The sequence below is a fragment of the Agrobacterium albertimagni AOL15 genome, assembly GCF_000300855.1.
GTDB lineage: Bacteria > Pseudomonadota > Alphaproteobacteria > Rhizobiales > Rhizobiaceae > Allorhizobium > Allorhizobium albertimagni.
Window position 1 is genome coordinate 175,087 of the sequence record NZ_ALJF01000010.1, and the last position, 17,413, is coordinate 192,499.

20 protein-coding genes and 1 riboswitch are annotated in these 17,413 nt (G+C 60.2%); of the genes, 12 read left to right on the forward strand and 8 right to left on the reverse strand.

Features of this window, described 5'->3' with window-relative positions; translation table 11 throughout:
* Positions 1–6: 6 nt before the first annotated feature.
* A complete protein-coding gene (locus QWE_RS12590) occupies positions 7–369 on the forward strand; it encodes a response regulator (protein WP_006726513.1) in 363 nt (120 codons plus the stop codon).
* A 62-nt stretch (positions 370–431) separates the two neighbouring features.
* Here QWE_RS12590 and QWE_RS12595 read toward each other — a convergent pair whose 3' ends face one another.
* The 5 genes from QWE_RS12595 to QWE_RS12615 form a co-directional block, all read right to left on the reverse strand.
* Positions 432–980, reverse strand: a complete 549-nt coding sequence (locus tag QWE_RS12595; RefSeq protein WP_006726514.1) for a hypothetical protein — start codon at positions 978–980, stop codon at positions 432–434.
* 52 nt (positions 981–1,032) lie between these two features.
* A complete protein-coding gene (locus tag QWE_RS12600; RefSeq protein ID WP_167539697.1) occupies positions 1,033–2,979 on the reverse strand; it encodes a M13 family metallopeptidase in 1,947 nt (648 codons plus the stop codon).
* A gap of 191 nt (positions 2,980–3,170) precedes the next feature.
* Positions 3,171–3,509, reverse strand: coding sequence for a putative periplasmic lipoprotein (locus tag QWE_RS12605; RefSeq protein WP_100220900.1), 339 nt, complete (start codon positions 3,507–3,509; stop codon positions 3,171–3,173).
* 48 nt (positions 3,510–3,557) lie between these two features.
* Positions 3,558–4,217: an SH3 domain-containing protein gene (locus QWE_RS12610; protein WP_006726517.1), complete on the reverse strand. Its 660-nt coding sequence runs from the start codon at positions 4,215–4,217 to the stop codon at positions 3,558–3,560.
* Positions 4,218–4,374: 157 nt separating this feature from the next.
* A complete protein-coding gene (locus QWE_RS12615; protein WP_006726518.1) occupies positions 4,375–5,289 on the reverse strand; it encodes a LysR family transcriptional regulator in 915 nt (304 codons plus the stop codon).
* Between the two features lie 191 nt (positions 5,290–5,480).
* Between QWE_RS12615 and QWE_RS12620 the strand changes: the two genes are divergently transcribed.
* From QWE_RS12620 to QWE_RS12635, 4 genes are all read left to right on the forward strand, one after another.
* The gene (locus tag QWE_RS12620; RefSeq protein ID WP_006726519.1) at positions 5,481–6,473 is read left to right on the forward strand and encodes a L,D-transpeptidase; all 993 of its coding nucleotides are present in this window, start codon (positions 5,481–5,483) and stop codon (positions 6,471–6,473) included.
* A gap of 462 nt (positions 6,474–6,935) precedes the next feature.
* Positions 6,936–8,381 carry a DUF7125 family protein gene (locus QWE_RS12625; RefSeq protein WP_006726520.1) on the forward strand — a complete coding sequence of 482 codons (1,446 nt, stop codon included), beginning with the start codon at positions 6,936–6,938 and terminating at the stop codon, positions 8,379–8,381.
* Entirely contained in the window at positions 8,378–9,415 is a 1,038-nt protein-coding gene (locus tag QWE_RS12630) for a sensor histidine kinase (protein WP_006726521.1), read from the forward strand. The genes QWE_RS12625 and QWE_RS12630 overlap by 4 nt, the downstream gene beginning before the upstream one ends.
* Before the next feature lie 150 nt (positions 9,416–9,565).
* The gene (locus QWE_RS12635; RefSeq protein WP_006726522.1) at positions 9,566–9,934 is read left to right on the forward strand and encodes a response regulator; all 369 of its coding nucleotides are present in this window, start codon (positions 9,566–9,568) and stop codon (positions 9,932–9,934) included.
* Between the two features lie 60 nt (positions 9,935–9,994).
* Here QWE_RS12635 and QWE_RS12640 read toward each other — a convergent pair whose 3' ends face one another.
* The 3 genes from QWE_RS12640 to QWE_RS12650 form a co-directional block, all read right to left on the reverse strand.
* Complete coding sequence (locus QWE_RS12640; protein WP_040300119.1) at positions 9,995–10,414, reverse strand: BLUF domain-containing protein; 420 nt, start codon at positions 10,412–10,414, stop codon at positions 9,995–9,997.
* A gap of 182 nt (positions 10,415–10,596) precedes the next feature.
* Positions 10,597–10,875 (reverse strand): hypothetical protein, encoded by a 279-nt coding sequence (locus QWE_RS12645; protein ID WP_006726524.1) that lies wholly within the window; start codon positions 10,873–10,875, stop codon positions 10,597–10,599.
* A gap of 144 nt (positions 10,876–11,019) precedes the next feature.
* The gene (locus QWE_RS12650) at positions 11,020–11,229 is read right to left on the reverse strand and encodes a cold-shock protein (protein WP_006726525.1); all 210 of its coding nucleotides are present in this window, start codon (positions 11,227–11,229) and stop codon (positions 11,020–11,022) included.
* Positions 11,230–11,665: 436 nt separating this feature from the next.
* Between QWE_RS12650 and QWE_RS12655 the strand changes: the two genes are divergently transcribed.
* The 7 genes from QWE_RS12655 (at position 11,666) to eno (ending at position 17,369) form a co-directional block, all read left to right on the forward strand.
* Positions 11,666–12,457 carry a PRC-barrel domain-containing protein gene (locus QWE_RS12655; protein ID WP_052018169.1) on the forward strand — a complete coding sequence of 264 codons (792 nt, stop codon included), beginning with the start codon at positions 11,666–11,668 and terminating at the stop codon, positions 12,455–12,457.
* Entirely contained in the window at positions 12,454–12,852 is a 399-nt protein-coding gene (locus QWE_RS12660; RefSeq protein WP_006726527.1) for a response regulator, read from the forward strand. The genes QWE_RS12655 and QWE_RS12660 overlap by 4 nt, the downstream gene beginning before the upstream one ends.
* Before the next feature lie 164 nt (positions 12,853–13,016).
* Positions 13,017–13,093, forward strand: a riboswitch (Fluoride riboswitch).
* Between the two features lie 89 nt (positions 13,094–13,182).
* Positions 13,183–14,997 (forward strand): DUF190 domain-containing protein, encoded by a 1,815-nt coding sequence (locus QWE_RS12665; protein WP_006726528.1) that lies wholly within the window; start codon positions 13,183–13,185, stop codon positions 14,995–14,997.
* 10 nt (positions 14,998–15,007) lie between these two features.
* Positions 15,008–15,391 (forward strand): fluoride efflux transporter CrcB, encoded by a 384-nt coding sequence (gene crcB, locus QWE_RS12670; RefSeq protein ID WP_006726529.1) that lies wholly within the window; start codon positions 15,008–15,010, stop codon positions 15,389–15,391.
* Positions 15,392–15,393: 2 nt separating this feature from the next.
* Complete coding sequence (locus QWE_RS12675; RefSeq protein WP_006726530.1) at positions 15,394–15,831, forward strand: EamA family transporter; 438 nt, start codon at positions 15,394–15,396, stop codon at positions 15,829–15,831.
* 35 nt (positions 15,832–15,866) lie between these two features.
* Positions 15,867–16,052, forward strand: coding sequence for a hypothetical protein (locus QWE_RS25745; protein ID WP_083872909.1), 186 nt, complete (start codon positions 15,867–15,869; stop codon positions 16,050–16,052).
* 51 nt (positions 16,053–16,103) lie between these two features.
* Complete coding sequence (eno, locus tag QWE_RS12680) at positions 16,104–17,369, forward strand: phosphopyruvate hydratase (protein WP_040300120.1); 1,266 nt, start codon at positions 16,104–16,106, stop codon at positions 17,367–17,369.
* Positions 17,370–17,413: the final 44 nt, after the last annotated feature.

Consider the following 17,413-nt stretch of genomic DNA (forward strand, 5'->3'; position numbering starts at 1 on the left):
GACCTAATGATCGACAACCCGCCCGCAAAACGCATCCTGGTCGTTGAAGACGAGGTTTGGCTCGCGATCGAGCTGGAGGACGCCCTGCGCGAGGGCGGGTTCGATGTCATCGGTCCTGCCGCATCGGTGAGGCAAGCCTTGAGCCTGCTGAATGACGAGCGGCCTGACGCCGCTGTCTTGGACGTGACGCTGGGCGGGGAGAAAGTCACGCCCGTCGCCCTCCTGTTGAAATCGATCGGGATCCCGTTCGTCTTGGCAAGCGCCAGCGACGCCGCCGAGCTTGCACGGCACGACTGCCTTGCCGACGCGAGAAACCTCGGAAAGCCCACCGACCTGGTGAAGCTCGTAGAGGTCGTGCGAGGCCTCTGATCGCCATGAGGGACAGCGCCGGAACGGGCAGTGCCGCCGCACGCTTGCGGCATCTTCGGCTTTCAAAACTGTCCGCCGCGCAAGTCGATCAACTCGCCTGTGTCCCGCATGGTGCAGGTCATGTACTGATGCCCGACGGCGGCCTCGATCAGCCATTCGTGCTTGGCCGGTGAGCGTACCCGTGTGAAATGCACGTGGTTCAAGCCGACGGCGAAGTTGCGCGCGACGATCTCGGCGCAGCCTCGATAGGCCATGGGTGGGGCCTTGGCCTCGGCTGCGACGCGTCGATGCGCCATGCTGATCTCCCGTTCGCGGTCGCCCGCCTGATAGCCCTCGGCGTAACTCGGCGTGCGGTTGCCTTCCCAATAGGGATAGCCATGCAGACCGTCGCGGTAGCCGCGCTCGAATTCGGCAGTCTCCTCGCCACTGCCCGGTTCATAACCATTCTGATAGTGGTGCTTGTTGTGGGCGAGGGCCGCAATGCCGAGGATAGCGATCGCGGCTGCGGCTGCTGCCGCCTTGTCCTTGTCGCTCATCCGGGCCGTAGCCGGCTGTGCGGCTGCCGTCAGGCCGAGAGCCGTGGCGGCGAAAATGGCGATGTAACGCTTCATGATCGTTCCCTGTCTTGTCGTCATCGTTCCGGCGCCCGCAAAAACAGGCGTCTCACCAGGCCCTCACGCGCTTTTCCGGCGCCAGCCATTCCGGGTCGCCCTCGGTGATGTCGAAGGCGGTGTAGAAGTCGTCCACGTGTTTGAGGGCCGCGACCGAGCGATACATGCCAGGCGCATGCTCATCGCTCATGAAGACGCTGCGAATGACCCCGTCGGTTGACTTCATGCCCCAGAACTGTGCCCAGGCGAGGAAGCAACGTTGCGCCGGTGAGAAGCCGTCGATCTCGACATTCTCCTCCGGGTTTTCGGCGAGATAGTCCTTGAGCGCTGCATAGGCGAGCGTGATGCCCCCGACATCGGCCATGTTTTCCGTGACCGTCAGTGCGCCGTTGAGGGTAAGCCCCGGCAGGACTTCATAGGCATTCGCCTGTTCGACGAGTTTTTCCGCCTCGCGTGTGAAGGCAGCGGTGTCCTCCGGCGTCCACCAGTCGCGCAGATTGCCCGAAGCATCATACTGCCGTCCGCGACTGTCGAAGCCATGTGTCATTTCATGACCCAGCACGGCGCCGAGCCGGCAAAAGTAGACCGGTGCATCGAGGTTTGCCTCGAAGGCCGGTGGCTGCAGGATTGCCGCCGGCACTTCGAAACCGTTGATCGAGGGATCATAGGCGGCATTGACGATGATCGGCAGCGTCGCTTGCACATTGGCAAAGGATTCATGCTCGACCGGTGCGTCGAATTTGTCGAGCGAGCGCTTCACGTCGAAGGCGATCAGCCGCTGGATATTGCCGATCAGGTCGTCCGGGCGCACCTCGACATTGGACATGTCGATCCAGGTCTGAGGGTAGCCGACCTCGAAGGTGAGTTTCTCAAGCTTCTCCTTCGCCGCCGCCCGTGTGGCATCCGTCAGCCAGTCCCGGGTCTCGATCCGCGCCAGGAAGGCGTCCTTGACACGTCCGACCATGTCGGCCGACTTCGCCCGCGTCTCGTCGTCGAAAAACCGCTCGACATAGAGCCGCGAGACGGGGTGGCCGAGAAACATCTTCAGCTCGTTCTGCACCCGCTCCTCGCGCGGTGGCAGCTTGTCTACGCCGACCAGAATCTTCTGCTGGTCGGCGATCACCGCCTCGAAGCGGCTGCCGAGATACGGCTTGAAGCGGTTGATCAACTTGACCTTTAGGTAGTCCCGGATCTGCTCGATCGGGCGTTCGCGCAGTACCTTTCCGAGGACAGCAAGGTAGCGCGGCTCCGACTTGATGATCCGTTCCGGCGGCTTCATGCCGAGACCAGCAAGCAGAGCGGTCAGGTCGAGCTCTGGAATATCCGCCTGCAGGGCCGCAAAGGTCACCGGCTGATAGGTATTGGCAGGGTTCGTGGCCTCTACTGGTGTCAGCAACCCGCCATGCAGTTCCCGGTCGATATCGGCGACAAGCGTCGCGACGGCCGTCGCCCGCGCTGGCTCGTAACCGGCCGCCACCAGCATGTCGGTCAGGTTCTTGCGCAAGGCGAGGTCGAGTGCCGAGCCCGCCGGTTCCTCGTAGAGGTTCTGCTGGCCGAGCACGAGGGACGAGCCGACGAAGTAAAGTGAATTGCGGGTGGAATCGGCCATGTCGGTCGTCGGCACGAAGCCCGCCAGTGCCAGATCCTCAGCGACCAGAAGATAGTGGCCGAGATAGCTAGCGAGGTCGCCGAGATCGGCGATCGCATCGATCCTCGCCATCTCCGGATCGAGCGGTGTCATGCCTTTGGCATCGAGTGTCGTGACATCCATGAAGGAGGTGTAGAAGGCCCCCACCTGCTGGATCGGTGTTCCCCTTTCCGCCGTTCCCGATTTGGCGGCGGCATCGAGCAGCGTTTCCTCCATTTGCGCCGTCAGACGGCGGCCCATGAAATCGAAGGCATCGATCATCGGCCGGTCCGCCGGGCGTTCGACCCGATCGATCCAGCCGCCGAGTGCAAAGCGGTAGAAATCGTTGCCCGGGTCAGATGTCCTGTCCATGTTTTCAAGCGAAAAGGCCAGCTGATCCGGTCCGACCGCAGGCACAGGGGGCCGATCAGTGGCGCAAGCGATCGGAGCCATGGCAAGACACAGAAGAAGACTAGAGGTGAAAGATCGCACGGGAATCCCCTTGGCTGATTTTCCTGAAACTCAGGGTCGCAAGCAGCGTCTGCTGGCTTGGCTAGAGCGAGCTAGAGGCTGCCCTCGTTCGTCATCGACATCACGTTGACCACAGCGCCGCTGTTCGACACGAGGCAGCGCCACGGCGCTCGTGTCGGTCCAACGCCCACTGTCACCTGCGAATTGGCTTCGGAGAATAGCATCTCCATGATCTGGACATCGCCATTGTTGGTCGCGTTGGACACGGCAGCGAGACAGGCGCTGCGCGCCGCAGGCGGTACGCTCTCGTCCATCACGGGCTGGGTCGCGGCCGCCATCGGTGGCGATTGCGAGGTTCCGTCCGAGGTGCAGCCAGCAAGCAGGCCGATGGCGAGGCACATCATTCCCGTCGTCGTTCCATGCCTTGCCATGTGTCTCTCCCTTCTGTTGCCTTGCAGGCTTCCGATCAGAGCCCGGGTTCAGTTGCTTGCCTCGATCAGAAACCGACCCGCCGCCCAGCCGGCATTGCTGCCATCGGGCCGCGAAACGCGGCACCAGCGCGTCTGCCCGGTCATGCGGCAGCCGCCATTGCGCAAGATCTCGCCATTGACGACACGGGTGACGATAGGGCTCTGGGCGCTGGGGCGCGTGCGGATGTTGAGCGCATCGCCCCGCGCTATGCCGGCCACTTCGAAGAAGTCGGGGCCGCCGGACAGGCCGTCGGCGAAATCGGGCGAGGGCGGCGTGATCGGCCGGCCACCCGTCACCTCGATGCGAAGCGTAAACCGCGCCTGTTCATTACGACGGGCGGCATTGCGCATCAGGTAGACCTGCACGACATAGTCGCCGCTCGTGGGAACGATGATGTCGGCAAAGTCCCCGGAGATCGAACCGTTGAACAGCGCTTCGCCGCCGCTCGGGCCGAGAATGTTGAAATAGTTGCTGCTGTTCGAGCTATTCATCGTCACGGCGAGCCGCTGGCTGCCACGGACATTGATGCGATAGCTTGCTCCGTCATAGCCTCGAACCGTGCCACGGATGACCGTCGAACTCTGGCTACGACCGAATTCGACACGCACACTGCGCTCTTGTGCAGCCACAGACCCGGCGTCGAAATTGCCGATGACGCCAAGCGTCATGGCGATCACTCCACACACGAACGCACGCCACAAACGCATCGGACATCTCCCTCGGGCAAGGCTTTGATCGGCAGCCTCACAACCTGTCGATGTCCTCAGACTGGCATGCTCACAGAGCCGCGACCAGTGAATTAAATTAGTCTAAAATGAAAATACCTCATGGTTGCACAAGGCGCAGTCTTTCTCTCAGCGGCGCGCGGTCGGTTTTGGCCAGCTCCTGCCGGAACCACCGCACCAGCGCGTCGAGAGCCGGTTCGGACCGGCGGCTCTCCTTGATGCAGAGATGATAGTCCTCATGCGTTGGCATGGCTGCCTCGTGAAGAAGCCGAAGGCTTCCCTCCCGGATCCAGGGCTCGACCAGGAAATCCGGAAGCAGCGCGGCACCAAGTCCCAGACGGACCATGTCGAGCGCGACCACATAGTGAGAGGCAAAAAGCCAGCGGTCGCCGCCTGGGTTCACATCCGCCCGTCCGCTGTGTCTGGCATAGGCCTGCCAATCGGAACCGATCTTGCCGGGCGAAAGCTCCGTGGTGATGTAACTGGGCTCCGTCGTGCCGCTCACAAGTGCCGATGACACGACGGGAACCAGGAATTCCGGCCAGAGAAGCTGAGCATGGTAGCCCGGATCCCTTGGCAAGGTGGTGACGAAGGCGTCGCCCGTGGCATCGGTGAGGTCGGGATCCTGCGCATACATCATGATCTGCAGGTCGATCTGAGGATGCGCGGCGTAGAAGGATTTCAGACGTGGCACGAGCCATGCCGTCGCAAAACTGCTGCAAACCGCAAGCCGCACGCGATCGCGAGAACCGCCGATTGTCTCGGCGAGTGATCGATGGATCTCCGCGAAGGCCGGCTGGAGCCGCCGTGCAAGATCGCGTCCGGCATCGGTCAGAACGATCCCGCGGCCACTTTTCTGCAACAGCCTCTCGCCGACGATTTCTCCGAGAAGGCGCAATTGATGGCTTACGGCGCTCTGGGTAACGCCCAGTTCCGCAGCCGCTGCAGCAACGGAGAGATGGCGGGATACGGTCTCGAATGTATGCAAGGCGCGCAGGTTGTGGCGAAACTCCATGCGCTGATCCCTCCGATGCGCTCGAATCGTCGTCTGGCACCCGCAGCGACTGATGCGCGCCGAGGATGAACTGCCAGATCCATGCAACGTTTCATGAGAGTTTTTTAAAATTCAAGCAGGAAACTCATTGGACAGCCTTGGGCAGCCCTGAAATGATCCGTCCCGATAGAGGCGAGAGGGCGAGATCTGCCATGCGGAACAAGGAGCGGGGCAGGCGAGATTTCATCTCCGGTCTGGCGGCCCTGGCCGCCGTGGCCGGACCGGGCGGAACACTTGCCGGCGAAGTGATGAAAGAGATCGCCGCGCTGAAGCCGGGGGAATTCACCTGGCATCCGGAGCACCAGCGCACCGGACCTGTGGCGGTCGTCGTCTCTCTCCCGGAACAGCGCGTGCATGTGTATCGCAACGGCATTCGCATTGCGGTCTCCACCTGTTCGACCGGCAAGCCCGGCCACGAGACCCCGACCGGCGTCTTTGTCGTGCTGCAGAAGGACAAGCACCACAAGTCGAGCACCTATGACGATGCGCCCATGCCGAACATGAACCGGCTCACATGGTCCGGCATCGCTCTGCATGCGGGAAATCTGCCGGGTTATCCGGCGTCGCATGGCTGCGTACGTCTGCCCATGGCCTTTTCCGAACGCCTCTTCGACATCACCCATCTCGGAACGCCGGTCATCATCGCGGGATCGACTCAGGATCCGCAGGCGCTCACCCATCCGGGAATGGTGCTGGGGGCCTATGCCGCACGGGAATTCAGTGACGCCGTGACGGCGCTGCACGGCAAGCAGCGGCCGAATGACTGGACCGACCTCAGCAAGCAACCCGTCGTTTCCGTCATCATGTCGACCTTTGACGGAAAGGCCTTGCTGGTCGAAAACTCCGAGATCCGCGCGGAGGGCCGGATCACCGTTAATGGCCGGGACAAGCTCGGCAGCCACGTCTTCCTGCTCGACGGCCTCGACGAGGCGACACGCGGCATGCGCTGGATCGCCTTTGCCAATCCGAACGATGATGAAGGCGTGGTCAACATGGCCGCAAACCTCCTCGCCCGGATATCCGCCGATCCGACCTTCGTGTCGACCATGCAAAGGCTCCTGCACCCCGGCGCAGTGCTGATCCTGACCGATGCACCGCTTGCGCCCGATACCCGCACAGGCAAGGACTTCGTCATCATGGCGTGAGAGTGGCAATCACTCCTGCTTGAGCGCGTCGGGCCGCAGGTGGGGTGAGCATTTGCGCGAGAGCAGCTTTGCGCCTTCAATCGACCGTTGGTCCGACATCATATGAAAACGTGCAGCGGACCATCGTTGCAGTCCGAGGCATCGGCGATGTGTTCTCGGCCGGCTAGACAGCCTTACGCCGCCAAAAAACAGCCACAACCTTGCGTTTGGCTGCCGGTCGGAAAACCGAGCCGACTTCCGACCGACCGAAACCACATGCAGTGTTGAACGCTGTACGGTTTGCAGCTTATTCGCCCCGTGACTTGCCGCAAACGGCTGGGTCTCGTGACGACAAGCGCATGAGCGTCAGGTCCCAATTTCATTGCAGTTTCAGGCGAGGCACCTATAACTGCCAGGCGGCTCTTCCATGACGAAGCGCGCTGCCGATCTAGAATGCGCCGATTATCAAAGTGGAAGATCAACATGCCCAAACAGAAAAAGCCCGCGGTCGTGAGCACCGGTATCGTCGGCCTCGATGAAATCCTGCGCGGCGGGCTCCCGGCGTCCAACCTCTATATGCTGCAGGGGGCTCCGGGTTCGGGCAAGACCACAGCCGCTCTTCAGTTTCTCCGTGCGGGTGTCGAGGCTGGCGAAAACTGCATCTATGTGACGCTTTCGCAGACGGCGGCCGAATTGAAAGCGATCGCCCTTTCGCACGGCTGGACGCTCGACGGCATCCGGGTCGAAGAGCTGTCAACGTCTGGTACGGTCAGCGAGGCCGACGACCAAAGCATATTTCTCACGGCGGATCTTCGGCTGGATCAGACGCGCAAAGCGATCGAAGCCGCGATTGAGGAACACAAGCCTCGTCGCCTCGTCTACGATTCCCTCCTCGAGATCCGGTTGATCACCGGTGACAGCCCACGCTTTCGCAGGGAGCTGATCGGCTTCAAGTCGTTCCTGGCTGAAAGGAATGTCGTGGCGCTGCTGTTGGACACCCAGACAGCCGGGTCTGATCGCAGCGGGGAAGAGGTCGAAGGCCTTGCCCACGGCGTTATCCGTTTCGACAAGTCGCTTGAAGAATACGGCGGCGTCCGTCGCCGCATCGAGGTCTCAAAGATGCGCGGGGTGCCCATCGCCGATGGGTATCACGATATGGCGATCCGCGAAGGCGAGGGCGTCGTGGTGTTCCCTCGGATCATGCCGAGCACGGCGGCGGAGAGCGCCAAGCCGCAACTGATCAAGTCTGGGGTCGCCGAGCTGGATGAGATGTTCGGCGGCGGCCAGGAATCCGGGACGACAACCCTGGTTATCGGCCAGTCGGGGACCGGCAAGTCGACAATGTCCTCACTCTACGCAACAGCAGCACTCGAGCGCGGCGAGAATGTCGCGCTTTTCCTGTTCGAGGAGCGGCTCGAGACCTTCTTCCGCAGGTCGGAAGGCTTGGGCATGCAGCTGAGGCAGTTCCACAAGGACGGCAAGCTGATCCTGCGCGATTTCAATCCCAATGAGATTTCCCCGGGCGAATTCGGACAGATCGTCCAGGATGCCGTCACGCAGAACAAGTCACGCGTCGTCGTGATCGACAGTCTGACCGGCTACCTGAATTCTCTCCCCCACCGGGAGAAGGCGGTTCGCGACATACAGTCGCTCCTCAAATATCTCGCCCGCTCGGGCGTGCTGACAATGCTGATCGTTGCGCAGCATGGTCTGATCGGCCAGAATGTTGGCATCGATGTCGATGTGAGCTTCCTCGGCGACACCGTTCTGCTGTTGCGGATCATGGAGCATGAGGGGCGCTTGCGCCGGAACATCACAGTCGTCAAGAAGCGCCATGGCCCGCACGATCTGAACATTCGCGAACTCATCATCGAGAGTGGAGGTGTCAGCGTGGTGGCCTATAACCCTCTCCCAGAATCAAAGGGATGACCGTTTCTACCGAAAGTGAGCTGGACTGGGTGCTCGTCCTTGCTCCCTTCCGCAGGGATGCCGACTATATCGCGGCCCTTTTGCAGGAAGAGCAGATCGAGGTGATGGCGTCTGAGCTCGATTCAGAACTGGTCAAGCATCTGGACAGATCGCCGGGCATGATCGTGATCACGCACGAGGCTTTGAACCCGACCGTTTTCGCACAGATTGGGGCGCATCTCGCCGGGCAGCCCGACTGGTCCGAAGTGCCAATCATCGTCCTCCTGGAGCGGGCGGCACCCCTTGCTCGTATTCGAGGCCAACTGGAGGGTTCCTGGCCGGGCGCCCGCGTCCTGTTCTATACGCGTCCGATCACGCCGCTGGAACTCGTGAACGGCATCCAGTCCAACCTCCTGGTGCGGCTGCGCCAACGCGAGGTTCGGGATTCGATCGAACGGGAAAAAGAGCTGCGCCTGGAACTCAACCACCGGGTTAAGAACATTCTGGCGAGTGTCCAGTCGATTTTTCAGATGACGAAGCGCGGTGCTGCAACCGTGGAAGATCTGGCCAGCGATTTTTCCGGCCGCCTGAAGGCCTTGTCCAATGTGCATGCCGCGGTCTTCGAGGCTGGTGGTGAGGAGGTCCGGCTGTCCGACGTCGTCGAGCTGACAGTCTCCCCCTACAATGGCGAGGGCGTCACCCGGATCGAGGTCACCGGTGCGGATATGGTCGTCAGTCGGGACGCCGGGACAACGATCGCATTGTGCCTGCACGAGCTCATCACGAATGCCATCAAATACGGTGCGCTTTCCCGGCCCGAGGGGCACGTGGCACTTGTCTGGGCGATTGCCGCCGACGGTCCCCGTGAGTTCTCTCTCAGTTGGACCGAGATCGGTGGGCCGCCGGTGCGCGAGCCGACGCGGCAGGGATATGGCACGCGTTATGTGCGGGCAGCCCTGGGGTCTCTATTCGGCAACGTCCCTGACATCGTGTTTGCACCAGATGGCTTTCGCTGCAGCGTGCGAGGTCCCGTCGAACGGATAAGTGCCAGTTGATTGCCGTCTGGCGGGCTTCACACGCGGTCGCTCTTAACTAACCCGGGACTAACCGGAAAAACCGAGGATCAATCCACCGATGAGTGCGTTGCCCCTACTTCATCAGTCAATTGGCGTGTGACACGACATCGCCGACGGAAAGTAAATGGAATGGCGCAGAAGGGGACCACCGTTATTGTCGTTGAGGACGAAGTGATCGTCCGCATGGACATCGCAATGTCGCTTCAGGATGAGGGTTTCATCGTCCTTGAAGCGTCCAATGCCGATGAGGCGATTGGACTTCTCGATAGCCATCCGGAAATCAGGCTCATGTTCACGGACATCGACATGCCCGGCAGTATGGACGGCTTGAAGCTGGCAGAGGCCGTGCGTGACAGGTGGCCTCCGGTCAAGATCATCATTGCATCAGGACACCGGCAGTTGAGAGATGACCTTCTTCCGATCGAGGGCAAGTTCTTCAGCAAACCGTATGACCATGCCCGCATCATATCCGCCATGCGAGAAATGCTCGCGGCCTGATAATCAGCCGAAGACGGCGCTGGTGTTTCATCGGAGCGGTGGGCGGACAACAGCATGCGGTCAGGGGTGTGACTTGTCGTCAATCGCGCCGATACGAGGAAGTCTGAGAAAGAAACCCGTTATTTCTTCCGGGGTCGCTCGTTCGAGGGCGCCGCTTTCGATCTCGCTTTGCGTCCAGATCCATGTTGCCGCCGGATCGTGCAACATGGCCCATTCTCCGAACATCCGCTCTGCAACATGTTCTGCAACATGGACCTTGAGATCGAGGTGGCGGTCGTCGCGCTCGATGCGCTCGAGGGTCTTGCGGACCTCCGGCTCGGGGCCTTCGAGCCACTGTAGATAGATGTCTGCGCGGCAGATCAAGGCACCTGTAATGCCGTCACGAAAATTCGCGCGCCGGGCCTCCATGAGGATTCCGTCTAGAGTTGCGCTGTCATAACCAAAGGGTTGTGACGTGTAGATGGCCCGAAACACATCCATGCGCTCTTATCTCCTGTCTGTGGGTCGCTCTGATCGAGACATCTCTGCAGCGTGCCATTCGATCAGTTTCGCGAGGCGGCGTCCACCAGATACGAGGTCGCATCAGGCATTTCGACCATGCGATCTCAGCTCGCCACAGAGAGAGTCCAGCTTCAACAGAGCAGATCGATAGTGAGCCTGCATCAAACCTTGTCGTAGGTGAAGGATGTCAGCAGCGTTGTCACGAAATTGCTGGCCTTTTCCTTGACCAGAACTTCCGTCCACTCGTCGGTGCCACGGAGCGCCAAGCTCGAGTAGATGCTGTCGACAGCCGTCTCCTCGATGCGCTTGACCTGCGATCTGAATGCCGGCTCATCACCGGTCATGTACATATCACGCACAACCACTCTCAGGATCTCCTGAATGGCGATCTGCCAGGCCGTGTTGATTGCCTGTAGTTCTGCTGCTGCTTCTTGTGTCATGAAAGCTCCAGTCTGCAGTCCTCTATCGGCTGCGGTTGAGGCATAAAAAAAGGCCAGGCAATTTGCCTGACCTTCATTGGTCTCATGGGTTTCGCGCTCTCACACTGCCAGTACATCCGTGGTCAGGGGAAAGCAGATCCCAAATCAGGCTGCTTGAAGATTGCAGGCCGACATCTTGCCCGACTTGTTGTCGCGCTCCATGTCGTAAGACAACTTCTGGCCTTCGACGATTTCGCGCATGCCAGCGCGTTCGACAGCCGAGATGTGGACGAATGCGTCCGGGCCGCCGTTGTCAGGCTGAATGAAGCCGAAGCCCTTGGTGGAATTGAACCATTTTACTGTGCCAGTGGTCATGATGAACCCTTTCGTAGCAATAGGAGGTACCACAGCGCGATTGCGCAGCGGATGGTGATAGCGATGCTTTAAAGGGAGGGTTCGTTCAGGGCGCGGTGCTACACGCGCAATAACCAAAGCTCAGCAGCAAAATATCGATAGTTCTATGTATTGGAGTTCCAGAAGTTTGTCAACCTTTTGGTTACGTCGTGGTCGAATTCAATTTTCGGTGGTCCCGGGGTGGCGTATCAGGCGAGGGGTATCTCGGCCGGAATTTCTTTGATTGGGGGCGGGGCCTTCCGCGTATCGTGGGAGCGACTGATGACGCAAGCAAAGAAACTCTGGAACAAAAGTCTTGGACATGCGTTGACGTGGCGAAGATCAGCGTCTGCGGTTCGCTTCCTTCCGACACGTGCGATGGCGACACGGAGTCTATAATTCCGCTGATCGGATATCTATGACACGCTTGAGATCTATTGCCGCCGGCGCATTCCTGCTGGCGATGAGCCCACACGCGAGCTGGGCTGCCTGCAACATATCGGACGCCCAACTGGAAGAGGCTGTCCTCGAAAACGCTGAACTACGCGCTCCCCAAAACCGTTACCTCGTTCATGATCTGCGCGCCTTGAGAGACGCTGCCTTCCTGCTTTGGAACTATGGGCTTGAGGAGGATTGTGAACGCCTCGTCGGCAATATCAAGGAGCTGATTGCCGCGCCGCATATGGGGAGCCTTGGCACAAATGATGAAGATGAAGCCGATCAGCAACTCGCGGCCGGTGAACCGCAGTGGCACCGTTTGGGCCAGATCAAGGGTACTCGAGGCGAACCCGGTGAAGACGCACTGGTCAGCATCAACGACCTCGATCCAGGTCTGTTGGCGAGTGAGATCATCGGAGCTGAGGTGCGCACCTCGGATGACATGATCGTCGGGGAAGTCCGCAACGTCGTGATCGGCACGAAGGACCGGTGGGATTACGTGATCGTCGCATCGGACGGCTTCTTCGTAGCAGGCAAGAACAGTCTTGTGGTCCCGCTTCGCTATCTCGTGATCGATCAGAAACGCAAAAGCTTTTTCCTGCGGATATCGAACGACCAGGTGAAGGCGGTCCCGCTCATGCCGGATCAGGACTATAACTGGCTGGCCGACGAAACATGGCGCGCCACCAATGACGCGATCTTTCAAAGTCTCATTCCGGACGTCGCGGAAAACACCGCACAGCCTTTACCGACGGAAGGCAGCACAGAGTGAACGATCATCGGAAGATCGTGCTGCTGGTCGAAGACGAACCACTGATTGCCATGGTCGGATGCGATATGATGCAGGACCTCGGCTTCGAGGTTCTGGAAGCGCGCACCGAGTTGGAGGCTCTGGCTGTCCTGGGTGTTGAGAAAGGCGTCAGTCTCCTGTTTGCCGACATCGATCTTGCCGATGGTTCGTCGGGCATGGATCTGGCGCGTGAATTCTCGCGGCTCTGTCCAGGTGTCCCTATCATCATTACATCCGGCCGCTTCCGCCCGTCCGCTCTCCCCCCTGGCGCTCGCTTCTTGCCGAAGCCTTATTCGGATCACGATCTGGCCGCAGCAACCCTACCCGACACAGGCATGAGTAGGCGGCACCGCGATCTGGAGTTGGCGTTAGTATAAAGTCATGGCGCGGGGCGCGTGCCTCCAAATGACGATCAAGGGTCCCCTCACGGACCCGATGCGGAAATGATTTCCATACGGCGCCTCAACTCGGTCGCTCATCATCTCACCTGATGTCAACAGCCCAACAGGGCGTTGACAAAAACCTGCGCGATGCCATATCGGTTTTGTACGGTAATGGATTCTGCCGGGCATCAAGCCAAACCGCTTCCCCGATGAAGCTGATGACTCCTACTCAGCGCAAGATACGCGAAGGAGTAGAGTCGTGCCTATAAGTCAAAGTCCGTTCCTTTTTCCTCAGATCTCCTTTGATCATGGAGCGTCCTTCGCATGACGCCCATCTCGATTTTCGGTCTCCGTCTCCAGCAAATCCGCAGCCTTGCCAAATGGATCGTCATCGTCGTCCCGATGGCGATGGCCGTTGGATCGGTCGTTGCCCTTTTCCTCTGGAGCCTCGACCGCGCCACCGAATTGCGTTTCGAGTTCCCGTGGCTGATCTACTTCATGCCGGTGGCGGGCTTCGCCATGGTCTGGGCCTATGGCAAATTCGCCAAGGCGGCCGAAGGTGGCAACAACCTCATTGTCGATCAGATCCACGAGCCCGGCGGCGGCGTCCCGTTGCGCATGGCTCCGTTCATCCTGGTCACAACCGTCCTCACGCATCTGGTCGGTGGTTCGGCTGGCCGTGAGGGGACCGCGGTCCAACTCGGCGGAAGCCTCGCCAGCGCCTTCGGCAAGCTGTTCAGACTGGCGCCTGCAGACATCCGGATTCTTCTGATGGCCGGTATTGCCGCAGGCTTTGGCGCAGTCTTTGGAACGCCCATCGCAGGCGCGGTGTTTGCGCTTGAAGTTCTGACCATCGGGCGGATCCAGTACGAGGCGCTGCTCCCCTCTCTGCTCGCCGCCATCGTCGCCGACTGGACCTGCCATGCCTGGAGCATCGGCCATGTTCAGTATTCGATCGTCTATCTTGCAGCCGAAGGGGTCGGCTTTCATCTCGATGCGCTGCTGATGCTGAAAGTGGTAATTGCCGGGGTCGCCTTCGGTATTGCCGCCCACTTCTTCGCCGAACTCTCGCATCTTGCGTCATCCGCCTACAAGGCGATCCTGCCCTATGCGCCGCTGCGGCCGGTGCTGGCGAGCGCGATCCTGATCGGTCTCGTCTATGTTCTGGGTACGCGCGAATATCTCGGCCTTGGCGTCTGGTCGCCAAACCCTGAGGACGCAACCATTCTCGGTTTCTTCCGGCCCGACCATGTCGATTACTGGAGCTGGGCGTGGAAGGGCCTCTTCACCATCGTGACACTGAGTGCGGGCTTCAAGGGCGGCGAGGTGACACCGCTCTTCTTCATCGGTGCTGCTCTCGGCAGTGCCGTCGCCGGCGTGCTTGGCGCCCCGCCGGACCTGTTTGCAGCGCTCGGTTTTGTCGCCGTCTTCGCGGGCGCGACCAATACGCCGCTCGCCTGCATGATCATGGGGATCGAGCTCTTTGGAGCGACCCATTCCGTCTACATCGCGGTCGCCTGCTTCGTTGCCTATCTCTGCAGTGGCCATTCCAGCATCTATCTCTCGCAGCGGGTCGGCGTGCCGAAGACGGCCGCCGCCAACGACATTCCCCCTGATATCTCCGTCCGCCACATGCGTGAGATGAGCGCCCAGGCCAGAGGCGACCTCCTGGCGCAGGTGCGTTTGCGCTCGCTTCGGACAACCGCAAACCTTGCAGAAAGGCCCATCGTCATGACTAGCCACAAGCTTTCTTCGCGCGAGATCGGGATGGTTCGCATCTATATGAAGCCTCGTGAGAAGGCGCATGGCACGGGCGGGTGGTTCGGCGGCGGCAGGCCGCTCTATCGGGAACTGGTCGTGCAGGCGAAGGCTGCCGGCATCATGAACGCCGTCGCGCACCGTACCCATTTCGGCTATTCCAACAGCGGCAAGCTGCAGGACGAAGGTTTCGAGATCCCGAACCCGGATCTCACCATGTGTGTCGAGCTCATCGCTGACCGCGCGTTGCTCGAAGAATTCTGCCGGACCCACGGTGCGCTCTTGAAGAACAAGGTCATCATCTACAAGCACATCGAGCACTGGGACGTGCTGGATCATGCGCTGAAGACCGAAGATGCGCTGTCGGACACCGCGCGGTGAGGACCTGACCATGCCCTACCTGATCGTCTTCCTCGGAGCAGGTTTCGGGGGTGCCGCGCGTCACGCGGTCAATGCGGCGGCCGCCCGGATGCTGGGTTTCGGTTTTCCGTGGGGAACGCTCGCCGTCAACATCCTCGGCTCCATCACCATGGGGCTGCTGACGGAGTTCTTCGTGGTTCGCACAGGCCTGCCGCAGGAGCTGCGCCTGTTCATGACGACCGGGCTTCTCGGCGGGTTCACGACCTTCTCCACTTTCTCGCTGGACACGGTCACCCTCTGGGAGCGTGGACAGTGGGGGCTTGCAGCAGGCTATGTCGCTACATCGCTGGTGGTATCAATGGTCGGCCTCTTCCTTGGACTTTCCCTCATCCGTCTGACAGGCCACGGGAGCTGATGATGAAGACCTTTCTCACGAGCTGGCCGTTCTGGGCGCTTCTATCGGCGGGATTTGCGGCGCTTACCGCGATTTTCGCCAAGGTCGGCATCGAGAACGTCAATTCCGATTTTGCCACCTTCTTCCGCACGATCGTGATCCTCATGGCGGCTGGCCTGATGCTGTACATCACGGGCAACTGGCAGGAACCGTCCACCGTCTCGCCTCGGACCTGGCTCTTCCTGGTCCTCTCCGGACTTGCCACCGGCGCATCATGGATTTGCTACTTCCGGGCACTGAAGCTCGGAGATGCCGCCCGCGTTGCCCCCATCGACAAACTCTCCGTCGTCTTCGTCTCAGTCTTCGCCGTGCTGTTTCTCGGGGAGCGCCTGTCACTCCCGAACTGGCTTGGTGTCGTCATGATCGGGGTTGGAGCCGTGCTCGTGGCGTACAGGGCGTAAGGCGACCAAACACTTCAAGGGGGGAGCAATGCTCGATGCTGAAGGAAGAATGTCTATGGCGCGAGTGGTACGCCTGGTTTCCCATCATGCCGGTCGATGATCATCTCTTCTGGCTGGAGCAGGTCTGGCGACGGCGGAACCCCCAAACTGGACGATGGGAATATCGATCATTCCGATCAGACAGAGAAAAAGAAATCGAAGATTCCGACCGCCCCATTTAGGCGGTGACAATTGTCCATAAGGTCAGCCACTCGGCAACAGAAGTTACATCCATGAGAGCCTCTATTGAAAACATCACTGCCTTGGAAATTCTGGATTCCCGTGGGAATCCGACCCTTCGCGTCAGTGTTCACCTCGATAATGGGATTGTGGGCACAGCGTCCGTCCCTTCCGGGGCGTCAACGGGAGCGAACGAGGCCGTGGAACTTCGGGACGGAGACCCCGACCGATACGGCGGCAAGGGCGTTCGCAAGGCGGTCGACAACGTCAACCGGCGGATTGCCCCTCTCCTGAAGGGACATGACCCTTCGCATCAGGCGGCACTCGACGCGGCAATGATCGAACTCGATGGCTCGCCCAACAAATCCGAGCTTGGCGCCAACGCGATCCTTGGGGTCTCCCAGGCTCTCAGCCGTGCCGCAGCCGAGAGCCACGGTTTGCCGCTTTATGCCTATCTGGGTGGTGTCGGTGCCTTTCATCTCCCCATCCCCATGATGAACGTCCTCAACGGTGGCAAGCACGCGGACTCCGGCATGGATTTCCAGGAATTTATGCTCTATCCGCACGGCGCGCCGACATTCACTGAAGCCCTCCGCTATGGGGCCGAGACATTCCATGCATTGAAGAGCCTCCTGTCGAAGCGAGGCCTCAGCACCAGTGTCGGTGACGAAGGCGGGTTTGCACCGAAGCTCAAAAGCAATGAAGAGGCCTGCGAGCTCATTGTCGAGGCGATCGAGGCCGCAGGGTTTCGGCCTGGCGAAGACATAGCCATCGCCCTTGATCCGGCCGCCAGTTCGTTTTTTGAGGGCGGCCTCTATCGACTGACGCGAAGCGGCCAAGGCAACAAGACATCCGAAGAGATGGTCAGCCTGTTCGAGACCTGGGTCAAAAGATTCCCGATCGTCTCCATCGAAGACAGCCACGATGAGAATGACTGGGACGGCTACAAGGCCATCACCAAGTCGCTCGGCAATCAGATACAGATCGTCGGCGACGACAATCTCGTCACCAATACCCGTTTCATCGCGAAAGGCATCGAGGAGAAGGCCTGCAATGCGGCTCTGATCAAGCTCAACCAGATCGGAACCGTGACGGAAACGATCAGCGCCATCCAGCTCTGCCGGAAGGCAGGATGGAACTACGTCATCTCGCACCGCTCCGGTGAGACCGAGGACAGTTTCATTGCCGATTTCGCGGTGGCCATGGGGGGAGGGCAGATCAAGACAGGCTCGGCCTCGCGCTCGGACCGCATTTCGAAATATAACCGTCTCTTGGAAATCGAGGCGGAGCTTGGCGGCGCAGCCCGGTTCGGGGCATGATGGCAGGCAAAACGCTCATGTTCTGGGTGTTTCGCTCACTGTAA

Excerpts from the sequence above, each read along its gene's own strand:
- eno (WP_040300120.1), top strand. The coding sequence starts at position 16,104 with ATGAGAGCCTCTATTGAAAACATCACTGCCTTGGAAATTCTGGATTCC.
- QWE_RS12630 (WP_006726521.1), top strand. The coding sequence starts at position 8,378 with ATGACCGTTTCTACCGAAAGTGAGCTGGACTGGGTGCTCGTCCTTGCT.
- QWE_RS12620 (WP_006726519.1), top strand. The coding sequence starts at position 5,481 with ATGCGGAACAAGGAGCGGGGCAGGCGAGATTTCATCTCCGGTCTGGCG.
- QWE_RS12600 (WP_167539697.1), bottom strand. The coding sequence starts at position 2,979 with ATGGACAGGACATCTGACCCGGGCAACGATTTCTACCGCTTTGCACTC.
- QWE_RS12665 (WP_006726528.1), top strand. The coding sequence starts at position 13,183 with ATGACGCCCATCTCGATTTTCGGTCTCCGTCTCCAGCAAATCCGCAGC.
- QWE_RS25745 (WP_083872909.1), top strand. The coding sequence starts at position 15,867 with ATGCTGAAGGAAGAATGTCTATGGCGCGAGTGGTACGCCTGGTTTCCC.
- QWE_RS12650 (WP_006726525.1), bottom strand. The coding sequence starts at position 11,229 with ATGACCACTGGCACAGTAAAATGGTTCAATTCCACCAAGGGCTTCGGC.
- QWE_RS12640 (WP_040300119.1), bottom strand. The coding sequence starts at position 10,414 with ATGGATGTGTTTCGGGCCATCTACACGTCACAACCCTTTGGTTATGAC.
- QWE_RS12625 (WP_006726520.1), top strand. The coding sequence starts at position 6,936 with ATGCCCAAACAGAAAAAGCCCGCGGTCGTGAGCACCGGTATCGTCGGC.
- QWE_RS12590 (WP_006726513.1), top strand. The coding sequence starts at position 7 with ATGATCGACAACCCGCCCGCAAAACGCATCCTGGTCGTTGAAGACGAG.
- QWE_RS12595 (WP_006726514.1), bottom strand. The coding sequence starts at position 980 with ATGAAGCGTTACATCGCCATTTTCGCCGCCACGGCTCTCGGCCTGACG.
- QWE_RS12605 (WP_100220900.1), bottom strand. The coding sequence starts at position 3,509 with ATGGCAAGGCATGGAACGACGACGGGAATGATGTGCCTCGCCATCGGC.
- QWE_RS12610 (WP_006726517.1), bottom strand. The coding sequence starts at position 4,217 with ATGACGCTTGGCGTCATCGGCAATTTCGACGCCGGGTCTGTGGCTGCA.
- QWE_RS12675 (WP_006726530.1), top strand. The coding sequence starts at position 15,394 with ATGAAGACCTTTCTCACGAGCTGGCCGTTCTGGGCGCTTCTATCGGCG.
- QWE_RS12615 (WP_006726518.1), bottom strand. The coding sequence starts at position 5,289 with ATGGAGTTTCGCCACAACCTGCGCGCCTTGCATACATTCGAGACCGTA.
- crcB (WP_006726529.1), top strand. The coding sequence starts at position 15,008 with ATGCCCTACCTGATCGTCTTCCTCGGAGCAGGTTTCGGGGGTGCCGCG.
- QWE_RS12635 (WP_006726522.1), top strand. The coding sequence starts at position 9,566 with ATGGCGCAGAAGGGGACCACCGTTATTGTCGTTGAGGACGAAGTGATC.
- QWE_RS12645 (WP_006726524.1), bottom strand. The coding sequence starts at position 10,875 with ATGACACAAGAAGCAGCAGCAGAACTACAGGCAATCAACACGGCCTGG.
- QWE_RS12655 (WP_052018169.1), top strand. The coding sequence starts at position 11,666 with ATGACACGCTTGAGATCTATTGCCGCCGGCGCATTCCTGCTGGCGATG.